Here is a 15,786-nt window from a genome sequence, read left to right as displayed (position 1 = left end):
CGGCGTGATGCGACTAAAGCAAGTCTGCTTTGCCCTATAGCGACCGACTTCGGGCGGCAGCGCAATATGTCGCGATGGGCCACAACCAGACTCTTAACAGCCCCCGTTAAGCTCGTCGGCGACCAAATTCGCGATAAAGCGCCTCGGGGCTGACAGCCAACTCGGCGGCGAGGTTGACCCACTCTCCTTTTGGCGGCAGCTCCCCGTTCCATTCGATCCATGCCTCGAGGCGGGCCGCGACTGTTTTCATGGACAGGACTTCTACTTGGAAACGCGAGTGCTGCAGTTCGTGAGCAAGGGTTTTCATGAATATCAGTCCAATGCTCGGGTCCGCTGAGATACGTCTGAGCAGTTCGGGCTTCGCGACGCTCCAAACAGCAGTAGGGAGCATGGCCACCGCATGACAGTGGTACGTGGTCGCGAAAAGCGATGCCTCAGCAACGATCTGGCCAGCGCGCGCTCGCTGAATGACCAAAGAGGTTCCAGATGCTTGGTGCCGAACGAGATGGATTGCTCCCCTGGTCACAAAGTAGACGCGGCGAACCGTGTCGCCCCGATGGAAAAGGGCCTCACCGGGTTCAAGGTCATCCTCACGTCGGGAGAGGTCACGGAATGTGAGGCAAAGTTCGTCGGACATGATAGCGATCATGTCCCAAGTTGGTCTCCTGTGGCAAGACAAACTCCGAAGGAGACCATCATGCGCAAATTCATTCTCCCACTAATGCTGCTTATTCCAATCAGCGCCAATGGCCAATCTGGCGGGCAACATCCGCAGCACGGGTCAATGCCAATGGATCATCAGCACCACATGATGATGCAGCGAAGCGGCCATCCGTCTCAGCACGAGATGGCCCAAGAACCGACGCAGCCGGGACAGGATGCGTTTGCTGCCATTCAGGAGATTGTACAGATACTGGAAGCGGACCCGCGCACGGATTGGTCCAAGGTGAATATTGATGCTCTACGCGAGCATCTGGTCGACATGAGCAATGTCACGTTGTCCGCGCAAGTTAAGACCGAACCTCTCGAAGGGGGTATCCGATACATCGTTACAGGAGCGGGCCCCGTTGTTGGCTCAGTTCAGCGAATGATCACGGCCCATGCTGCCACGATGAACGGATACACAGGATGGCAATTCAAATCCACCAACATTGAGGGAGGCGCGATACTCGAAGTCCGCGTCCCGGAGAGTGATGCCGCTAAGCTCAAGGCTCTCGGTTTCATCGGGGTTATGACTCGGGGGATGCATCACCAAGAGCATCACTTGATGATTGCAAGAGGCGAGCATCCGCACGGTTAGTTTGCTCTGGACGATACCGAGGACCGCTTCGGGTCATTTTCGACGGATTTGGCAGAGCTTGAGGACCGGTTGATGTCCGCTCCTGTTCGTAAGCGCCGTACCAAGAGCAGGCCAGGAGCGTTGCGTTTGGCCGGACTGCCGTGATTCAAACTCAAGAATTGGGGGCTCGAATCATGCACTACGAACGCCGATCATGAATGGACTGCCATCAAGCCGATGTTGCTGAACAAACCGCGTGGCGTTCCTCGGGGGAACGACAGACGGGTCCTGAATGGCATCTTCTGGGTCCTCCGCGTGAATCGGGCTGTGGCTGCGCCTTAATGCGTCCGCGTCCTAGTAATTCAGCTGAGCGGCTGCGGTGATCAGCTCCGATGGCGTCCAGTTGCGCGTGAGCCATACAGTCAAAGCTGCGCCAGACAGGTGCCAAAATCGACGATTGCTCAAGTGCTGAACGTTATAGGCGCGTGCAACGACCCAGGCGACGCGAGCGCTTGGGTCGTTGGCGCCTCCCTGAAGCAAATAGGAATAGGGTGAGCTCGGACGGATTTGGACGGATTGGGTGAGTCGTAGCTTCTTGAGCATGCCGTCTATCTGTTCGGTCGTGGCCGCGTGCGTAGCGGGCGTGGGACGGCCCTCAATCTCGCTGAGACCCTTCCAGTAAAGCACCCATGGTGCGGCTGCGACGGCGCACAGCAACATTGACATCATGAGCGCAGTGGCTATCAAAACGCGTCGTCTCGTCATTAGTCTTCTCTAAACCGCCGCTCGCGTGTTGAGATAGATCGAATACAGCGAGGTCTGTCCGCAGATGTAGAGGCGGTTGCGGCGCGGGCCTCCGAAGCAGACGTTGGCGACGATCTCGCCGATCGGGATGGTGCCTATATGCGTGCCGTCGGGTGCGTAGCAGAACACGCTGCGGCCCGCCGACGTCCAGATATTGCCGTGGATGTCGCAGCGGAAGCCGTCATAGAGCCCGTCCGGGCAGGTCGCAAACAGCGAGGCCTCTCCGACCGTTTGCCCCTTGACCGCATAGGACCAGATCGTCGGCGGCAACCCGCGGACATGCGTTGCGCCGGTGTCGGCGACATAGAGCCTGCTTTCATCCGGCGAGAAGGCCAGCCCGTTCGGCTGCACCCGGTCGGACACGACGCGCGTGATGGCGCCGGTATCGCCGTCGATCCGGTAGACGTTGGAGGCGCCGATCTCGGACGGGCTTTGCTGGCCTTCATAATCGCTGTCGATGCCGTAGGTCGGATCGGAGAACCAGATCGAATGGTCTGATTTGACCACGACGTCATTGGGCGAATTCAGCCGGCGGCCCTCGAATGCATCGGCCAGCACGGTGATCGAGCCGTCGTGCTCGGTCCGGGTGACGCGCCGCATGAAGTGCTCGCAACTGACCAGCCGTCCCTGGCGATCGGTGGTGTTGCCGTTGGAGTTGAAGCTCGGCGAGCGGAACACCGACACCGATCCGTCCGTCTCGTCGAACCGCATCATCCGATTGTTCGGAATGTCGGACCAGATCAGGTAGCGCCCGGCCGGAAAGTAGGCGGGGCCTTCGGCCCAGCGGCATCCGCTGGTGAGTTTTTCGAGATTGACGTGGCCGATGACCAGCCGATCGAAGCGAGGATCGTGGGCGGCATAGGGAAGCATGCGTCCTCCTTGATGAGCCGCAGATTCTTAGGGGTGCCTGCGTGCCGTCCTTACTTTGATCGAGCTTGCTGAATTTGCAAGCGCCCCGGATCAGAGAAACGGCGACGCCAGCGCCGGCGTTTCGACCAGCGCGTGAGCCGCATATTCGAGCGCGCCCCTGATCTGCGTTCGCGTCGAAGGACCGCCGATGCATATTCTCACGGCCTCGGGAGGCGGATCGCTGACGACAAAGGCGTCGCTGGCGACGACGCCGATGCCGGTCTGCCGCATATGCTCCACGAAAGCCGAGCGCCTCCAGGGCGTGGGCAGCTCGACCCATAGATTGAAGCTGAGCGGATCGCCGCGATAGGACCCCTTGGGGAGGATTTCGGCGGCGAGCTTCTGCCGCGCCGATGTCTCGGCGCGGATGAACCGCAACATCGTGTCCGCGGTGCCGTCTTCGATCCAGCGTGTCGCGATCGCCACGGTGAGCGGGGATGCCATCACGGTCGCAGCGCGCAGCGCCGAGGCAAATGGCCAGGCCGAGCGCGTATCGGGCACGACGACGTAGGCGGCGCGCAAGCCCGCCCCGATGCATTTCGCGAGTCCCGCGACATGCCAGGTCAGATCGGGCGCGATCGCGGCGAAGGGCGCGTGGCCGTGGCCGTGCTCGGGAATGAAGCCGTAGGCATCGTCTTCGATGATTGGCAGCTTGTAGCGCCGTGCAATCGCGACGATCTCGCGCCGGCGCGAGTCCGGGATCGTCAGCGTGGTCGGGTTCTGCAGCGTCGGATTGAGGTAGATGGCCTTCGGCTTCAGCTTCTTGCAGGCGTCGGTCAGCGCCTGCGGCTCGATGCCTTCAGCATCCATCGGCAGGCCGACGAGGTTGATGCCGAGCTGCGCGGCGATCGACCTGATGCCGGGATAGGTGATGGCCTCGCACAGCACCACCTCGCCCGCCTTCGCAAGGATCGAGAGGATGCCGAGCAGCGCCGGATGCGCGCCGGGCGAGACGAAAATGCGGTTCTGGGCCGGCACCAATGCACGGCGGCCGAGCCAGCTCGAGGCGGCATCCTTGTCGGCCTGCGTGCCGCCAAAGCCCTGGTAGCGCAGCAGCGATGCGATGTCGCGCAACACATGTTCGGCGCCGGCCTGCATGCGCTCGATCAATTCGGGATCGTCGGGCTCCGGCGGCAGGTTCATCGACAGGTCGACGGGACGTGGCGGAAAGCTTGTCGCCGAGCGCCGCGGTCGCGGCTTGTCGCGCACGAAGGTTCCCTGTCCGACCTTCGATTCGATCAACCCACGCTTCTGGGCTTCGACATAGCCGCGCGCGACGGTGGTGAAATCGACGTCGAGGCGCTTGGCCAGTTTCCGTTGCGGCGGCAGGCGGTCACCAATCACGAGCCGCCCAGCGGCGATATCGTCGGCGATTGCGTCCGCGATGGCGAGATAGCGCGGCTTGTCGCTGTTCGAGAGGTCGGGTCGCCAGTCGGCCATTGCTTAGGTACCGTCGAGTTACGTCAGCATAATTGACTGTATATTGTTGCAAGCGGCGATGCAATTGTGTCGCGCTTCCCGGTCGCCTTGCAAGAGTGGTTCTGGGGTGAGGCGTTGCACACCGATCGAGCGTGCTGCCTAGCATTTTTCAGGCACTATTTTTCGGGCATAGCGCCAGCATATCCGAATCCAGTCAGGTCTCCATTCAACATTGACTGTATAAGTGAATGCAAATTGTATGGGTTGATGATTTGTCGTGCAGAACGTCGATTGGCATATTGATTGCAAAACCTGATCTCGATCCGGGAGGCCGGACGTGAACAGGAGGTGTCTATGCCAGCAGTGAACATGCCCGCGCGTCAGAAGGGCGACTTTCTCGTCGACTATGAAGAGAAGGTTTTCGAGGACGTCAAAGCAAAGCCGGGTGAGAAGGCGCTGGTCACCTTCCACACCGTCGCGTTCGAAGGTTCCATCGGCCTCGTCAACATTCTTCAGGCGCTGCGCCTGAAGCGGAAGGGTTTCGAGACCTCGGTTCTGCTTTACGGTCCCGGTGTCACGCTCGGCATTCAGCGCGGCTTCCCGAAGATCGGCGACGAAGCCTTCCCCGGCGCGCAGAACTTCAACAACCAGCTCGCAAAGTTCATGGACGAAGGCGGCAAGGTCTATGCCTGCCGGTTCGCTTTGCAGGCGCTGTACGGCCATGGCGAACCGTCGCTCATTCCGGGCATCCGGCCGATCAACCCGCTCGACGTGCTCGATCTCATCCTGCTTCACCGCAGGGACGACGCGTTCATGCTCCACACCTGGACCGTCTGACCTCGGCTGGCTCACGCGACGGACGAGGGAGAACACAGTGACAGCGAAACGCACGATCAGGGCCGGCGCGATTCAGATCGCGCCGGATCTGGAGACGCCGACCGGAACGGTCGACCGGATCCTGGCGGCCATCGCGGAAGCGGCGGGCAAGGGAGTCCAGTTCGCCGTTTTTCCGGAGACGTTCGTTCCCTGGTACCCGTATTTCTCCTTTGTCCGTCCGCCGGTCCTGAGCGGCGCCGAACACATCCAGCTCTACGAAAATGCCGTCATCGTGCCTGGTCCCGTGACCGATGCCGTAGCGCAAGCGGCGAAGCGCCACGGCATGGTGGTGGTGCTCGGCGTCAACGAGCGCGATCACGGCTCGCTTTACAACACGCAACTCGTCTTCGATGCGAACGGCGCGCTCGTCCTGAAACGCCGCAAGATCACGCCGACGTTTCACGAGCGCATGATCTGGGGGCAGGGCGATGGCGCCGGCCTGAAGGTGGTCGAGACTGCGGTCGGCCGCGTCGGCGCGCTCGCCTGCTGGGAGCATTACAACCCGCTCGCCCGCTACGCGTTGATGGCGCAACACGAAGAAATCCACGCGGCCCAGTTCCCGGGGTCGCTGGTCGGACAGATATTTGCCGACCAGATCGAAGTGACGATCCGGCATCATGCGCTGGAAAGCGGCTGCTTCGTCGTCAATGCCACCGGCTGGCTGAGCGAGGAGCAGATCGCCAAGATCTCGCCGGAGGAAGGCCTGCGCAAAGGCCTGCGCGGCGGCTGCATGACCGCGATCGTCTCCCCGGAAGGCAACCATCTGGTGCCGCCGCTGACCAGCGGCGAGGGCATCCTCGTCGCCGATCTCGATCTCGCCCTGATCACCAAGCGCAAGCGGATGATGGACTCGGTCGGCCACTACGCCCGGCCGGAGCTGCTGTCGCTGGTGCTGAACGACAGCCCTGCGCGTCCCATGCACGGCTTTCACCCGAACCGCCTCATGCCCACTCCGGGAGACCAATCAGATGAGACCGCAGATGCTGCAACCCTTGGGGATGCCGACCGAGCAACTGATCAACGAGTTGCAATCCTTCGGGGTCCGGCTCGCTGATCCCAAGACCGGGGGAACCAGCCGCCGCGGCGGCGCCGGGCCGTCGGATCACACGCCGTTCACGATCGATGGCGCGACCGTGATGATTCCGGTCCACAATGCGCCGGCGTTCGAGAGCCCGTATCTCGTCGAGCGTCCTGATGAGGCCGGCCGCAGCCGCATCTCGCGCGACGGCGTCGTGCTCGCAGACGTCTCGTTTCCGCTGCGACCCAAATTCTACGACCGCACCACCGAGGACGGCGTCCCCTATTGGAAGATCGCGACCCTGCACGGGCGCGACGTGCTCGCCACCACCGTGCTGCAGACCTGCATTCGCTACCAGAGCCGCACCAAAACCTGCCAGTTCTGCGCCATCGGCCAGTCGCTCGCGGCCGGGCGCACGGTCGAGCGCAAGACGCCGGCACAGCTCGCCGAGGTCGCCAAGGTCGCTGTCGAGCTCGACGGTGTCAGGCATATGGTGATGACGACGGGCACGCCGCACACGTCCGATCGCGGCGCCGGCATCCTTGCCGAGAGTGCGCAAGCCGTCAAAGCTGCCGTCGACTTGCCGATCCAGGCACAGTGCGAACCGCCTGATGATTTTGCCTGGTTCCAGCGCATGAAGAGTTCGGGCGTCGATGCGCTCGGCATGCATCTGGAAGTGATCGGGCCCGCCGTGCGGCAGAAGATCATGCCGGGCAAGGCGCAGGTTTCGATCGAGCAATATATGGAAGCGTTCGAAGCGGCCGTCCCGGTGTTCGGCCGCGGTCAGGTCTCGACCTATATCCTGGCCGGCCTCGGCGACGAGCCCGCCGAGATCCTCGCGCTGTCGCGCCGGCTCGTCGATATCGGCGTCTATCCCTTCGTCGTGCCGTTCGTGCCGATCGCCGGCACGCCGCTGGAGAGTCATCCGACGCCATCGCCGGCGTTCATGCATGAGATCCTGCGTCCGCTCGCGGAGATGCTGCGCGACGGGGGCTTGCGCGCCACCGACATCAAGGCAGGCTGCGGCAAATGCGGCGCCTGCTCGGCCCTGTCCACTTACGAACGCGGAGCAAGCGCATGATGTTCGAGCCGTTCAAGCCGTTCGTTGCACCGGAATTCCAGGTGAAATTCGCGACCGAAGCCTGGGAGCGCAATGCGGCCGCAGCCCTGCGGCGCAAGGTGTTCTGCGAGGAGCAGGGCGTGTTTGCGGGCGATGATCGTGACGCGGTCGACGTTTCAGCCATTCCGCTCGTGGCGGTGTCGCTGCTCGGCGTGGCCGAGGACGAGGTCGTCGGTACCGTGCGCATTCACACCGATGAGCAGGATGCAGATGTGTGGTGGGGCTCCCGCCTGGCCGTCGAAAAAGGCTATCGCCGGCTCAGTGCGGTTGGCGCCGGCCTGATCCGGCTCGCCGTGTCCTCCGCGCATGCGCGCGGCTGCCGGCGTTTTCTTGCCAATGTGCAGAGCCAGAACGCGCTGCTGTTCCAGCACATGCACTGGCGCTCGCTCGGCGAATTCGAGCTCCATGGCCGGCCGCATCATCGCATGGAGGCGGATCTCGACCATTACCCGCCGTTCCGGACGCCCGAAACCGGCTTCCTGTCACTGGCAAAGCTGGCGGCCTGATCATGTTGACGGAGGCCGCGCTCACGAGTCTTGCCGAAAAGCTCCGCCAAAGCCGCGGCATCGCCGCCAAGGCCGACATCGCGGCCGTTGCGGCCGCGCTCGATCTGTCGGGCAGCGATGCCATCGCGGTGGGAGACGATTGCGCGGCGATTCCGGAGGGCGACGGCTATACGCTGTTCGCCATCGAAGGCTTCATGAACGAGTTCGTCGCCGCCGATCCCTGGTTTGCCGGCTGGTGCGGCGCCATGGTCAACATCTCGGACGTCGTGGCGATGGGCGGACGGCCGACGGCTATCGTCAACGCGATCTGGTCCAACGGTACGGACAAGGCCGCACCCATTCTCGAAGGATTGAAAGCGGCTGCGAAGACATTCGGCGTGCCGGTCATCGGCGGGCACACCAATGTGCGCAACAACCAGAGCCAGCTCGCCGTTGCGATCCTCGGGCGCGCGAAGCGGCTTCTCACCAGCTTCGACGCCAGGCCCGGCGACAAGCTCATCGCGGCGATTGATCTGCGCGGCCGCTACCGTGAACCGTTCGCGAACTGGGAGGCGGCAACCGACGCGCCGGCGGAGCGGTTGCGGGGCGATCTGGAGATCTTGCCATCCATCGCCGAGGCCGGGCTCGCGCTCGCGGCCAAGGACATCAGTCAGGGCGGCATCGTCGGGACCGCGGCGATGCTGGCCGAATGTTCGCAGGTCGCCATCACGCTGGACGTCGAGGCGGTTCCGATTCCCGAGAGCGCGCCGCTCGAGCGCTGGCTGCTGACGTTCCCGAGCTTCGGCTATCTCCTGTCGGCGAAATCAGAACATGTCGATGAGATCCTGTCGCGCTTCCAGCGGCGCGGCATCGCGGCGGCCGCGATTGGAGAGGTCAGTGCGGGGACAACAGTCGATATCAGCGCAGCGTCTGCCCGCGCAACCGTCTGGGACTTCGCGGCGCAGCCTTTGATCGGCTACGCGCCGGATCAGAGCTATCGGCAACGGAGCGTGGCATGAGTTTGCCTGGGCTTCGGATCGCGATCCTGGCGCATTCCACCAACCCGCGGGGCGGTGTGGTGCACGCGCTCGCGCTGGCGGACGCCCTCGCGGAGCTCGGGCATCGGCCCGTCGTTCATGCCCCCGATCCCACAGGCAAAGGCTTTTTCCGCCGCAGCGTCGCCGCGACGCGCTCCGTGCCTGCATCGCCCGCCTCGAGTGACGTTGTGGCGATGGTCGAAGCACGCATCGCGGACTATGTCCGGTACTTCGAGGATGCTGCGAACCGGCAATACGACGTCTATCACGCCCAGGACGGCATCTCCGGAAACGCGCTCGCGACGCTGAAGCAGAGCGGCCTGATCCAGCACTATGTCCGCACAGTTCATCATATCGATGCGTTCAGGGACGAGCGGCTTTGCGAGCTCGACCGTCGTTCGATCGTCCAGGCCGACGGCCTGTTCGTCGTCAGCCGGTTCTGGCAGGCGCAACTGGAGGCGGAGATGTCGCGCCCGGCGACGCTGGTCGGCAATGGCGTCGATACGGCGCGCTATTCGCCCGTCGCGAGGTCTGGCGATCAGGCGTTGCGTGCCCGGCTGGGCCTTCGCGCCGGCCCGGTCCTGCTCTCCGTCGGTGGCGTCGAGCAGCGCAAGAATACGCTCGGCATCATCGAGGCCTTCCGGCAGGTGCATGCCGTGCACCGGACCGCACAGCTCGTCATCGTCGGCGGGGCTTCCCTGCTGGATCACGGTCTCTATCGGCAACAGTTCAATTCGCGGCTGCGTGAGGCAGGGCTGCCGGCTGATGCCGTCATCGAAACGGGTCCGCTTGAAGACGCTGACATGCCATCGCTGTTTCGTCTGGCCGATGTGCTGCTGTTCCCGTCCTTGCGCGAAGGCTTTGGCCTGGCTGTGCTGGAAGCGATGGCCAGCGGCGTGCCGGCGGTGGTCTCGCATCTCGCGCCTTTCACGGAATATCTCGGCACCGACGATGTTGCCTGGTGCGATCCGTATCACGCGGGCTCGATCGCGGATGCCGCCCTCAGTGCGCTCGCCGAACCCTTGCGCTCGCGACTGATTGCAAACGGCGCGAGGGTTGCCCGGCGTCATGACTGGAGCCGCACCGCCCTCGCTCACATGACGACTTATCAGCAGATGCGCGAGGTGCATTATGCCTGAGATGCACTTTCACGTGCGCTGGCCTGATGAGCGGATCGAGGCCTGCTATTCGCCGTCGCTCGTGATCAAGGATCACTTTGCTCCAGGCACGACCTATACCCTCGCCGATTTCAGGGAACGCAGCCGCATTGCGCTGACGATCGCCGCTGAGCGCGTCCGTGAGAAGTACGGCTTTCTGTGCTCGCGCGCGCTCGGGCAACTCACCCGGATCGAGGCCGCGGCTACTGAGTTTGAAGGCACGCCTGGTGCGTCCGTCACTGTCGTCTCATTTGAGGAATAGCAGGAGCTGATCATGTCCGACCTTCACTCTCACTATCCGGTCGTCGTGATCGGCGGCGGCCAGGCCGGTCTTGCGATGAGCGCGCAGCTTAATGCGCGTGGCATCGCCCATGTCGTGCTGGAGAAAAACACCATTGCGCATTCCTGGAAGACGCAGCGCTGGGACGCGTTCTGTCTCGTCACGCCGAACTGGCAATGCCAGCTTCCCGGCTTTCCCTACGCCGGCAGCGATCCGCATGGCTTCATGCTGCGCGACGAGATCGTTTCCTACATCGAGGATTTTGCCAGGCACATCGGTGCCCCAGTCCGCGAAGGCGTTGCCGTCACACGCCTCAGGCAATCCGGCCGCGGCTTCCTGCTCGAGACGAAGATGGGCGAGATCGCTGCCGACAGCGTCGTGCTGGCCGTCAGCGGATATCACATTCCGAAGGTGCTGCCGTTTGCCGACCGACTCGATGCATCGATCACGCAGATCCACTCGTCAGCCTATCGCAACCCGGATCAACTGCCGCCGGGCGAGATCCTCGTGGTGGGAAGCGGGCAATCGGGCTGCCAGATTGCGGAGGATCTGCACCTCTCCGGCCGCAAGGTGCATCTTGCCGTCGGCAGCGCGCCGCGCTGCCCGCGTTTTTATCGCGGCCGGGACGCGGTCGACTGGCTCGACGATCTCGGCCAGTACGACCTGCCGGTCGACAAGCACTCGCTGAAGGAGGGCGTTCGCAAGAACGCCAACCATTATTTGACCGGACGAGACGGCGGCCGGGACATCGACCTGCGCAAGTTCGCACTCGAGGGCATGAAGCTCTACGGCCGTCTCAAGGACGGTCGTGGAACCAGATTGCAGTTTGGCGATGATCTCCAGGCCAATCTCGACAGTGCCGATCGGGTCTATAATGGCATCTGCCGGATGATCGACGAGCACATCGCCAAGAACAAGATCGCCGCGCCCGTGACGCCTCACTACGAGCCCGTGTGGTCTCCCACTGCGGTGCCCACCGAGCTCGATCTCGCGGCCAGCGGCATCACTGGTATCATCTGGACGACCGGCTTCCGGTCCGACTGGTCCTGGGTCGACCTGCCGATGTTCGACGGCACCGGTTATCCGACCCACAAGCGCGGCATCACGTCGGTCGACGGCGCCTATGTGATCGGCCTGCCGTGGCTCTACACTTGGGGCTCGGGCCGGTTTGTCGGCATCGGGCGAGATGCGGAGTTTGTTGCCGATCACATCACCGAGCGATTGAGCGTGTCGCGCATCGAGGCGCGCGAAGTCGCCTAACACGCGGCGCGAGGGGCCTGCACTCAAATGGCAGTCGGCCACGACCTAGCTGGAATAGCCGCGTTCCAGCGCGTGACGCTGCTGGTAGCGGTCCAGCGCCAGATGGACGAGGCGCGTCAGCAGCTCGCCGTAGGGCACGCCTGAGGCTTCCATCATCTTCGGATACATGCTGATCGAGGTGAACCCGGGCATGGTGTTGAGCTCGTTGAAACGGAATTCGCCGGTCTGCCGGTCGAGGAAGAAGTCGACGCGCGCGAGGTCGCTGCATTCGAGCGCGGCGAACACCTGCACCGCGAGCGCGCGCACGCGCGCCATTTGCGTGGCATCGAGCCTTGCCGGCAGATCGACGCGGGCACCGTCGGGGTCGAGATATTTGGCCTCGTAGGAATAGAATTCGTGATGGGCGTTGGGATTGAGCTCGCTGGCGACGCTCGCAAACAACGTCTCGCCCTCGAGCACGGCGACCTCGATCTCGCGCGCGTCGATGCCCTGCTCGACCAGCACCTTGAGATCGTAGCGAAACGCATCGTCGAGCGCGGGGCCGAGCGCATCCCGGCTCTTGACCTTGTGGATGCCGACGCTGGAGCCCATGTTGCATGGCTTGACGAATACGGGAAGCGTCAAGCCCTCGACCGCCCGGGCGAGAGATGCGGCGCGATCCGAGAGGTAGGCCTTGCGGGTGAGCACGCGATAGGGCGCGACCGGCACGCCGGCGAGTTCAGCAAGCCGCTTGGCGACATCCTTGTCCATGCTGACGGCGGAGGCGAGTACGCCCGACCCGACATAGGCGACGTCGGCCAGCTCGAAAACGCCCTGTACGGCGCCGTCCTCGCACAGCGGGCCGTGCATGACCGGAAAAACCACGTCGATTGCGATCGGGCCATTCGCGCTGCCGGACACCGGCATGAGAACGCCGCGTCCACCGGCGCCTCGGACGAGCCGCATCTCGGGCGCATCGGGCAGGATCGGCAAGGAGGCCTGCGCCGGGTCGATCGCGGCGAGGTCGTTCCATTGCCAACGACCTTGCTTGTCGATCGAGACCGGGATCACCTCGAAGCGCGAACGATCGAGATGGCGGAGCACGGAGGCGGCCGATTTCAGCGAGACCTCATGCTCACCGGACCTGCCGCCATAGAGAACAACGACGTGAATTTTGTCTGCCACAATTTTGTCAGCCATGGCTCAATTATCACGCGTCTCGTCCGGAAGTCACGTGCTGCCTGCGAAGCAGGGTGCGCAAAGCATAAATTCGCCGGTGAAGGCCCCCGCTTGCCCTCAACCTCTCTCGATCACCCAGCGGTTGACGGCCTGATGAAAGTTGAGGGGGCCGGGAACGGTCATGTGCGTCTTGACGTACTTGAAGCCTGCCCTTTGCAGCGTCCGGTTCGGAGCCACATTGAACGCATTGGGCTCACAGAAGAGTTGCTTCAGCTCGAGAGTCTGGAAATAGAGTTCGACGGTCTGCCTGACGCAGGCGACGCCGATGCCTTGCTTGCGTTGTGAGACGTCGATGACGTGAAGGTGCATATTTGCGTGCTGGCCAATACGGATCTTGTCGGCGGTCGAGAATCCGACCAACCGGTCATGGTAAAGCCAGCTGACCAGGAAGCCGCTTCTCTGCTCGATCGGCTGGTCGAACATCTGCGCGTAGAGCCGCTGCCAATGCGATGCCTGCGGCAGTCGGGACGGGTCGACACCGAGCATTTCCAAATGCTCCGGCGTTGCCGAGTGAAAATACTCAATGATCATCGCAGTTTCCTGTAGGGTCATGGGGCGAACGGTGATGGTCATTTGATTGTCCTTGTGAACGGTCGGCTTCAAGTTTGAGGCGCCAGCAGGGCAGGCTGGCGCCTCGTCGCAAGTCAGCTCATGCCTGCTCAGCCCGGCCCCGCGCCTTGCGTCGCCGTGTACACGGCGTAGAGCGACTGGCTCGCGGCCATGAACAGGCGGTTGCGCTTCGGTCCGCCGAAGCAGACGTTGCCGCAGACTTCGGGCAGGCGAATGCGGCCGAGCAGCTTGCCCTCCGGCGACCACACCGTCACGCCGCTATAGCCGACGGCGCGGCCGGCATTGCTGGAGGCCCAGACATTGCCGTTGACGTCGCAGCGCACGCCGTCCGGCCCGCACTTCACGCCGTCGATCATGAAGTCACTGAATCTCTTCTGGTTCGATAGCTTGTTGTCGCTGCCGACATCGAACACGAAGACCTCGCCCTTGCCGCCGGCGCCGGTGTCGCCGGGGCCCTTGCCGGTCGAGACGACGTAGAGCTTCTTGAAGTCGGGCGAGAAGCACAGGCCGTTCGGGTCGGGCACCTGATCTTCGGTGACGACGAGATCGACGCGGCCGCTAGGGTCGATGCGATAGCAGTTGGTCGGCAGCTCGCGCTTGCCCGGTGCGAAGCCGGCCGGCTGCCCGATCTTCGGATTGAGCTTGCCGGCCGCATTGCTCGGTCCGCCCGCAGCATCTGGCTCGCCTTCGTAGAGCTGGCCGCCATAGGGCGGATCGGTGAACCAGTAGCTGCCGTCGGGATGGGCGACGACGTCGTTCGGCGAATTCAGCTTCTTGCCATTGTAATTGTCGGCGAGCACCGTGGCGGTGCCGTCGTTCTCGTAGCGTGTCACGCGCCGGGTCAGATGCTCGCAGGACAGCTGGCGGCCCTGGAAGTCGAACGAGTTGCCGTTGCTGTAGTTCGACGGCGTGCGGAATACGCTGACGTGACCATCGTCCTCGCTCCAGCGCATCTGCCTGTTGTTGGGAATGTCGCTCCACAAGAGATAGCGGCCTTGCGCGCTCCACGCCGGGCCTTCGGCCCAGAGCAGTCCGGTATGGAGCCGCTGGATCGAGGTGTTGGGCTGGGCGAGGTCGTTGAAGGACGGATCGACGGCGATGATATCGGGGTCCCAGAAATAGGTCGTCGGCGCGCCGCGCGGACCGAAGTCGCGCGGCGGCGTGGTGATCGTTGTCGGCGGGGCGGCGGGGCCGTTCTGGGCGAGCGCCGTGCCGGTTCCGGCCATCGTGGCCGCGGCGCCAAGCGCAAGGCCCTGAACCAAGGTTCGTCGTGAAAGCGCAAGCTCCTGCTCACGCTGCTGTTGGCGTGTCATTCGCGTCCTCCCGGGTCATGTTCAGCTGGCCGGTTGATCCGGCCCAGCATTCCAAGGTTAGTCTGGTCCGGGGCGAGTTGCGAGAGGCAGGTTCGCATCCTCCGCGATATCGAAATGATGCCGCCATTTCGTCGCAGGTCCGTCTCAAAGCACGGCTCGCGAACCCGCGCATGTCGGTTCCGTCAGCGTGAATGTCCATTCGTGCGCCTGAGAATGATGCAGCGCTCAGCCTTGACCTCGCCCTCATTGCTGCGCACAAATCGCGGTGGGACAAGTTCGGAGCTGAGCGGTGGGCGTTTTCATATTGATCGTGCTGCTGGGGATCGCGTTCGCAGCCGGCTATTTCGTGCGCGACCACATCTCCCGCAAGCGGCACGCGGAGGCCCGCCTTCGCCGCGGCTATATGCAGCCTGACTGGCTCAATGCCAATGCGCCCGCCAACACCAACGAGGTGACTGATGTCAACAGGATGGCGCCTCCGGCCCTCGCGACGAGCGAGCTCGGCCAGATGCTGAACCGTTGGGAAACCAGAGCCCGCGCCCGCCGCGCGGGGTAGGCGTCCAAGAGCTTGTGTTGCCACAAGCGCAAAACACCCAAGCGCTCGGTCAACCGGCACGCCAAAAGATATTCCGCTTTACCGAAATTCGGATTTATCGTATGTATCGCCCATCCTGATCCGGCGAAAAGGGGCGGTCGTATGTCGTCACGAGCCGCGGATCGGGTCGCGGTGGACGCGGGCAGCGCCGTCGCGGATGCGAGCGCAGGGCGGGGCGATGGATTGAGCCGAACCCCGTGAGCGCCTCGCAAGCCGCGTTGTACGAACGGCGCCAAAGCCCTGCGAAGCCCTTAGGGGCGAAGCAGGATCTGCTCGCGTACGGCAAAACCGTGTGGTCCCGGCCGTCGTCGCTACGGCCAAGTCTTGCGGATGCGGCATTCGCGCCAACCGGCGCAGTGCCGGTGACTTCCGTGAGGCGAGGGAGGCCAGAAGGAATTCGGCTCCCGGGAGAGCACGGCATAAGCCGTCCGACCATCGCGCAGGGA

16 protein-coding genes are annotated in these 15,786 nt (G+C 63.4%); 10 read left to right on the top strand and 6 right to left on the bottom strand.

The features are described from left to right. Positions 1-106: 106 nt before the first annotated feature. A complete protein-coding gene (locus tag M2427_RS15365; protein WP_280707220.1) occupies positions 107-649 on the bottom strand; it encodes a Crp/Fnr family transcriptional regulator in 543 nt (180 codons plus the stop codon). Between the two features lie 48 nt (positions 650-697). On the opposite strand from M2427_RS15365, the gene M2427_RS15360 reads away from it, so the two are divergent. Beyond that, positions 698-1,300, top strand: coding sequence for a hypothetical protein (locus M2427_RS15360; RefSeq protein WP_280707219.1), 603 nt, complete (start codon positions 698-700; stop codon positions 1,298-1,300). Between the two features lie 753 nt (positions 1,301-2,053). Here the strand turns inward: M2427_RS15360 and M2427_RS15355 are convergent. Then, on the bottom strand, positions 2,054-2,953 hold the full coding sequence (locus M2427_RS15355; RefSeq protein ID WP_280707218.1) for an SMP-30/gluconolactonase/LRE family protein: 900 nt from the start codon (positions 2,951-2,953) through the stop codon (positions 2,054-2,056). Between the two features lie 90 nt (positions 2,954-3,043). Then, positions 3,044-4,432 carry a PLP-dependent aminotransferase family protein gene (locus M2427_RS15350; RefSeq protein WP_280707217.1) on the bottom strand — a complete coding sequence of 463 codons (1,389 nt, stop codon included), beginning with the start codon at positions 4,430-4,432 and terminating at the stop codon, positions 3,044-3,046. 333 nt (positions 4,433-4,765) lie between these two features. On the opposite strand from M2427_RS15350, the gene M2427_RS15345 reads away from it, so the two are divergent. The 8 genes from M2427_RS15345 to M2427_RS15310 are packed head-to-tail and all read left to right on the top strand — an operon-like array spanning position 4,766 to position 11,644. After that, on the top strand, positions 4,766-5,248 hold the full coding sequence (locus tag M2427_RS15345; protein WP_188100874.1) for an MSMEG_0572/Sll0783 family nitrogen starvation response protein: 483 nt from the start codon (positions 4,766-4,768) through the stop codon (positions 5,246-5,248). A 37-nt stretch (positions 5,249-5,285) separates the two neighbouring features. Next, entirely contained in the window at positions 5,286-6,341 is a 1,056-nt protein-coding gene (locus tag M2427_RS15340; RefSeq protein ID WP_280707216.1) for a Nit6803 family nitrilase, read from the top strand. Continuing rightward, positions 6,268-7,386, top strand: coding sequence for an MSMEG_0568 family radical SAM protein (locus M2427_RS15335; protein WP_280707215.1), 1,119 nt, complete (start codon positions 6,268-6,270; stop codon positions 7,384-7,386). The genes M2427_RS15340 and M2427_RS15335 overlap by 74 nt, the downstream gene beginning before the upstream one ends. Continuing rightward, positions 7,383-7,931: an MSMEG_0567/Sll0786 family nitrogen starvation N-acetyltransferase gene (locus tag M2427_RS15330; protein WP_280707214.1), complete on the top strand. Its 549-nt coding sequence runs from the start codon at positions 7,383-7,385 to the stop codon at positions 7,929-7,931. The genes M2427_RS15335 and M2427_RS15330 overlap by 4 nt, the downstream gene beginning before the upstream one ends. 2 nt (positions 7,932-7,933) lie before the next feature. After that, entirely contained in the window at positions 7,934-8,929 is a 996-nt protein-coding gene (locus M2427_RS15325) for a sll0787 family AIR synthase-like protein (RefSeq protein WP_280707213.1), read from the top strand. Beyond that, positions 8,926-10,086 (top strand): MSMEG_0565 family glycosyltransferase, encoded by a 1,161-nt coding sequence (locus M2427_RS15320; protein WP_280707212.1) that lies wholly within the window; start codon positions 8,926-8,928, stop codon positions 10,084-10,086. The genes M2427_RS15325 and M2427_RS15320 overlap by 4 nt, the downstream gene beginning before the upstream one ends. Then, positions 10,079-10,366, top strand: a complete 288-nt coding sequence (locus M2427_RS15315; protein WP_280707211.1) for an MSMEG_0570 family nitrogen starvation response protein — start codon at positions 10,079-10,081, stop codon at positions 10,364-10,366. Before M2427_RS15320 ends, M2427_RS15315 begins: the two co-directional genes overlap by 8 nt. A gap of 12 nt (positions 10,367-10,378) precedes the next feature. After that, the gene (locus M2427_RS15310) at positions 10,379-11,644 is read left to right on the top strand and encodes an MSMEG_0569 family flavin-dependent oxidoreductase (RefSeq protein ID WP_280707210.1); all 1,266 of its coding nucleotides are present in this window, start codon (positions 10,379-10,381) and stop codon (positions 11,642-11,644) included. 45 nt (positions 11,645-11,689) lie between these two features. On the opposite strand, the gene M2427_RS15305 is transcribed toward M2427_RS15310, so the two are convergent. From M2427_RS15305 to M2427_RS15295, 3 genes are all read right to left on the bottom strand, one after another. Then, positions 11,690-12,823, bottom strand: coding sequence for a D-alanine--D-alanine ligase family protein (locus tag M2427_RS15305; RefSeq protein ID WP_280707208.1), 1,134 nt, complete (start codon positions 12,821-12,823; stop codon positions 11,690-11,692). 96 nt (positions 12,824-12,919) lie between these two features. Further along, positions 12,920-13,435: a GNAT family protein gene (locus tag M2427_RS15300; protein WP_280707207.1), complete on the bottom strand. Its 516-nt coding sequence runs from the start codon at positions 13,433-13,435 to the stop codon at positions 12,920-12,922. Between the two features lie 86 nt (positions 13,436-13,521). Then, positions 13,522-14,745 carry an SMP-30/gluconolactonase/LRE family protein gene (locus M2427_RS15295; protein ID WP_280707206.1) on the bottom strand — a complete coding sequence of 408 codons (1,224 nt, stop codon included), beginning with the start codon at positions 14,743-14,745 and terminating at the stop codon, positions 13,522-13,524. 289 nt (positions 14,746-15,034) lie between these two features. Between M2427_RS15295 and M2427_RS15290 the strand changes: the two genes are divergently transcribed. Then, positions 15,035-15,301, top strand: coding sequence for a hypothetical protein (locus M2427_RS15290; RefSeq protein ID WP_280707204.1), 267 nt, complete (start codon positions 15,035-15,037; stop codon positions 15,299-15,301). Positions 15,302-15,786 lie beyond the last annotated feature (485 nt).

It is taken from the genome of Bradyrhizobium sp. BR13661, assembly GCF_029892425.1.
In the GTDB taxonomy this organism is placed as follows: Bacteria; Pseudomonadota; Alphaproteobacteria; order Rhizobiales; family Xanthobacteraceae; genus Bradyrhizobium.
The sequence above is the reverse complement of the archived record's forward strand: the minus strand, read 5'-3'. Positions and strand labels throughout refer to the sequence as shown.

Excerpts from the sequence above, each read along its gene's own strand:
- M2427_RS15365 (WP_280707220.1), bottom strand. The coding sequence starts at position 649 with ATGATCGCTATCATGTCCGACGAACTTTGCCTCACATTCCGTGACCTC.
- M2427_RS15360 (WP_280707219.1), top strand. The coding sequence starts at position 698 with ATGCGCAAATTCATTCTCCCACTAATGCTGCTTATTCCAATCAGCGCC.
- M2427_RS15355 (WP_280707218.1), bottom strand. The coding sequence starts at position 2,953 with ATGCTTCCCTATGCCGCCCACGATCCTCGCTTCGATCGGCTGGTCATC.
- M2427_RS15350 (WP_280707217.1), bottom strand. The coding sequence starts at position 4,432 with ATGGCCGACTGGCGACCCGACCTCTCGAACAGCGACAAGCCGCGCTAT.
- M2427_RS15345 (WP_188100874.1), top strand. The coding sequence starts at position 4,766 with ATGCCAGCAGTGAACATGCCCGCGCGTCAGAAGGGCGACTTTCTCGTC.
- M2427_RS15335 (WP_280707215.1), top strand. The coding sequence starts at position 6,268 with ATGCTGCAACCCTTGGGGATGCCGACCGAGCAACTGATCAACGAGTTG.
- M2427_RS15330 (WP_280707214.1), top strand. The coding sequence starts at position 7,383 with ATGATGTTCGAGCCGTTCAAGCCGTTCGTTGCACCGGAATTCCAGGTG.
- M2427_RS15325 (WP_280707213.1), top strand. The coding sequence starts at position 7,934 with ATGTTGACGGAGGCCGCGCTCACGAGTCTTGCCGAAAAGCTCCGCCAA.
- M2427_RS15320 (WP_280707212.1), top strand. The coding sequence starts at position 8,926 with ATGAGTTTGCCTGGGCTTCGGATCGCGATCCTGGCGCATTCCACCAAC.
- M2427_RS15315 (WP_280707211.1), top strand. The coding sequence starts at position 10,079 with ATGCCTGAGATGCACTTTCACGTGCGCTGGCCTGATGAGCGGATCGAG.
- M2427_RS15310 (WP_280707210.1), top strand. The coding sequence starts at position 10,379 with ATGTCCGACCTTCACTCTCACTATCCGGTCGTCGTGATCGGCGGCGGC.
- M2427_RS15305 (WP_280707208.1), bottom strand. The coding sequence starts at position 12,823 with ATGGCTGACAAAATTGTGGCAGACAAAATTCACGTCGTTGTTCTCTAT.
- M2427_RS15300 (WP_280707207.1), bottom strand. The coding sequence starts at position 13,435 with ATGACCATCACCGTTCGCCCCATGACCCTACAGGAAACTGCGATGATC.
- M2427_RS15295 (WP_280707206.1), bottom strand. The coding sequence starts at position 14,745 with ATGACACGCCAACAGCAGCGTGAGCAGGAGCTTGCGCTTTCACGACGA.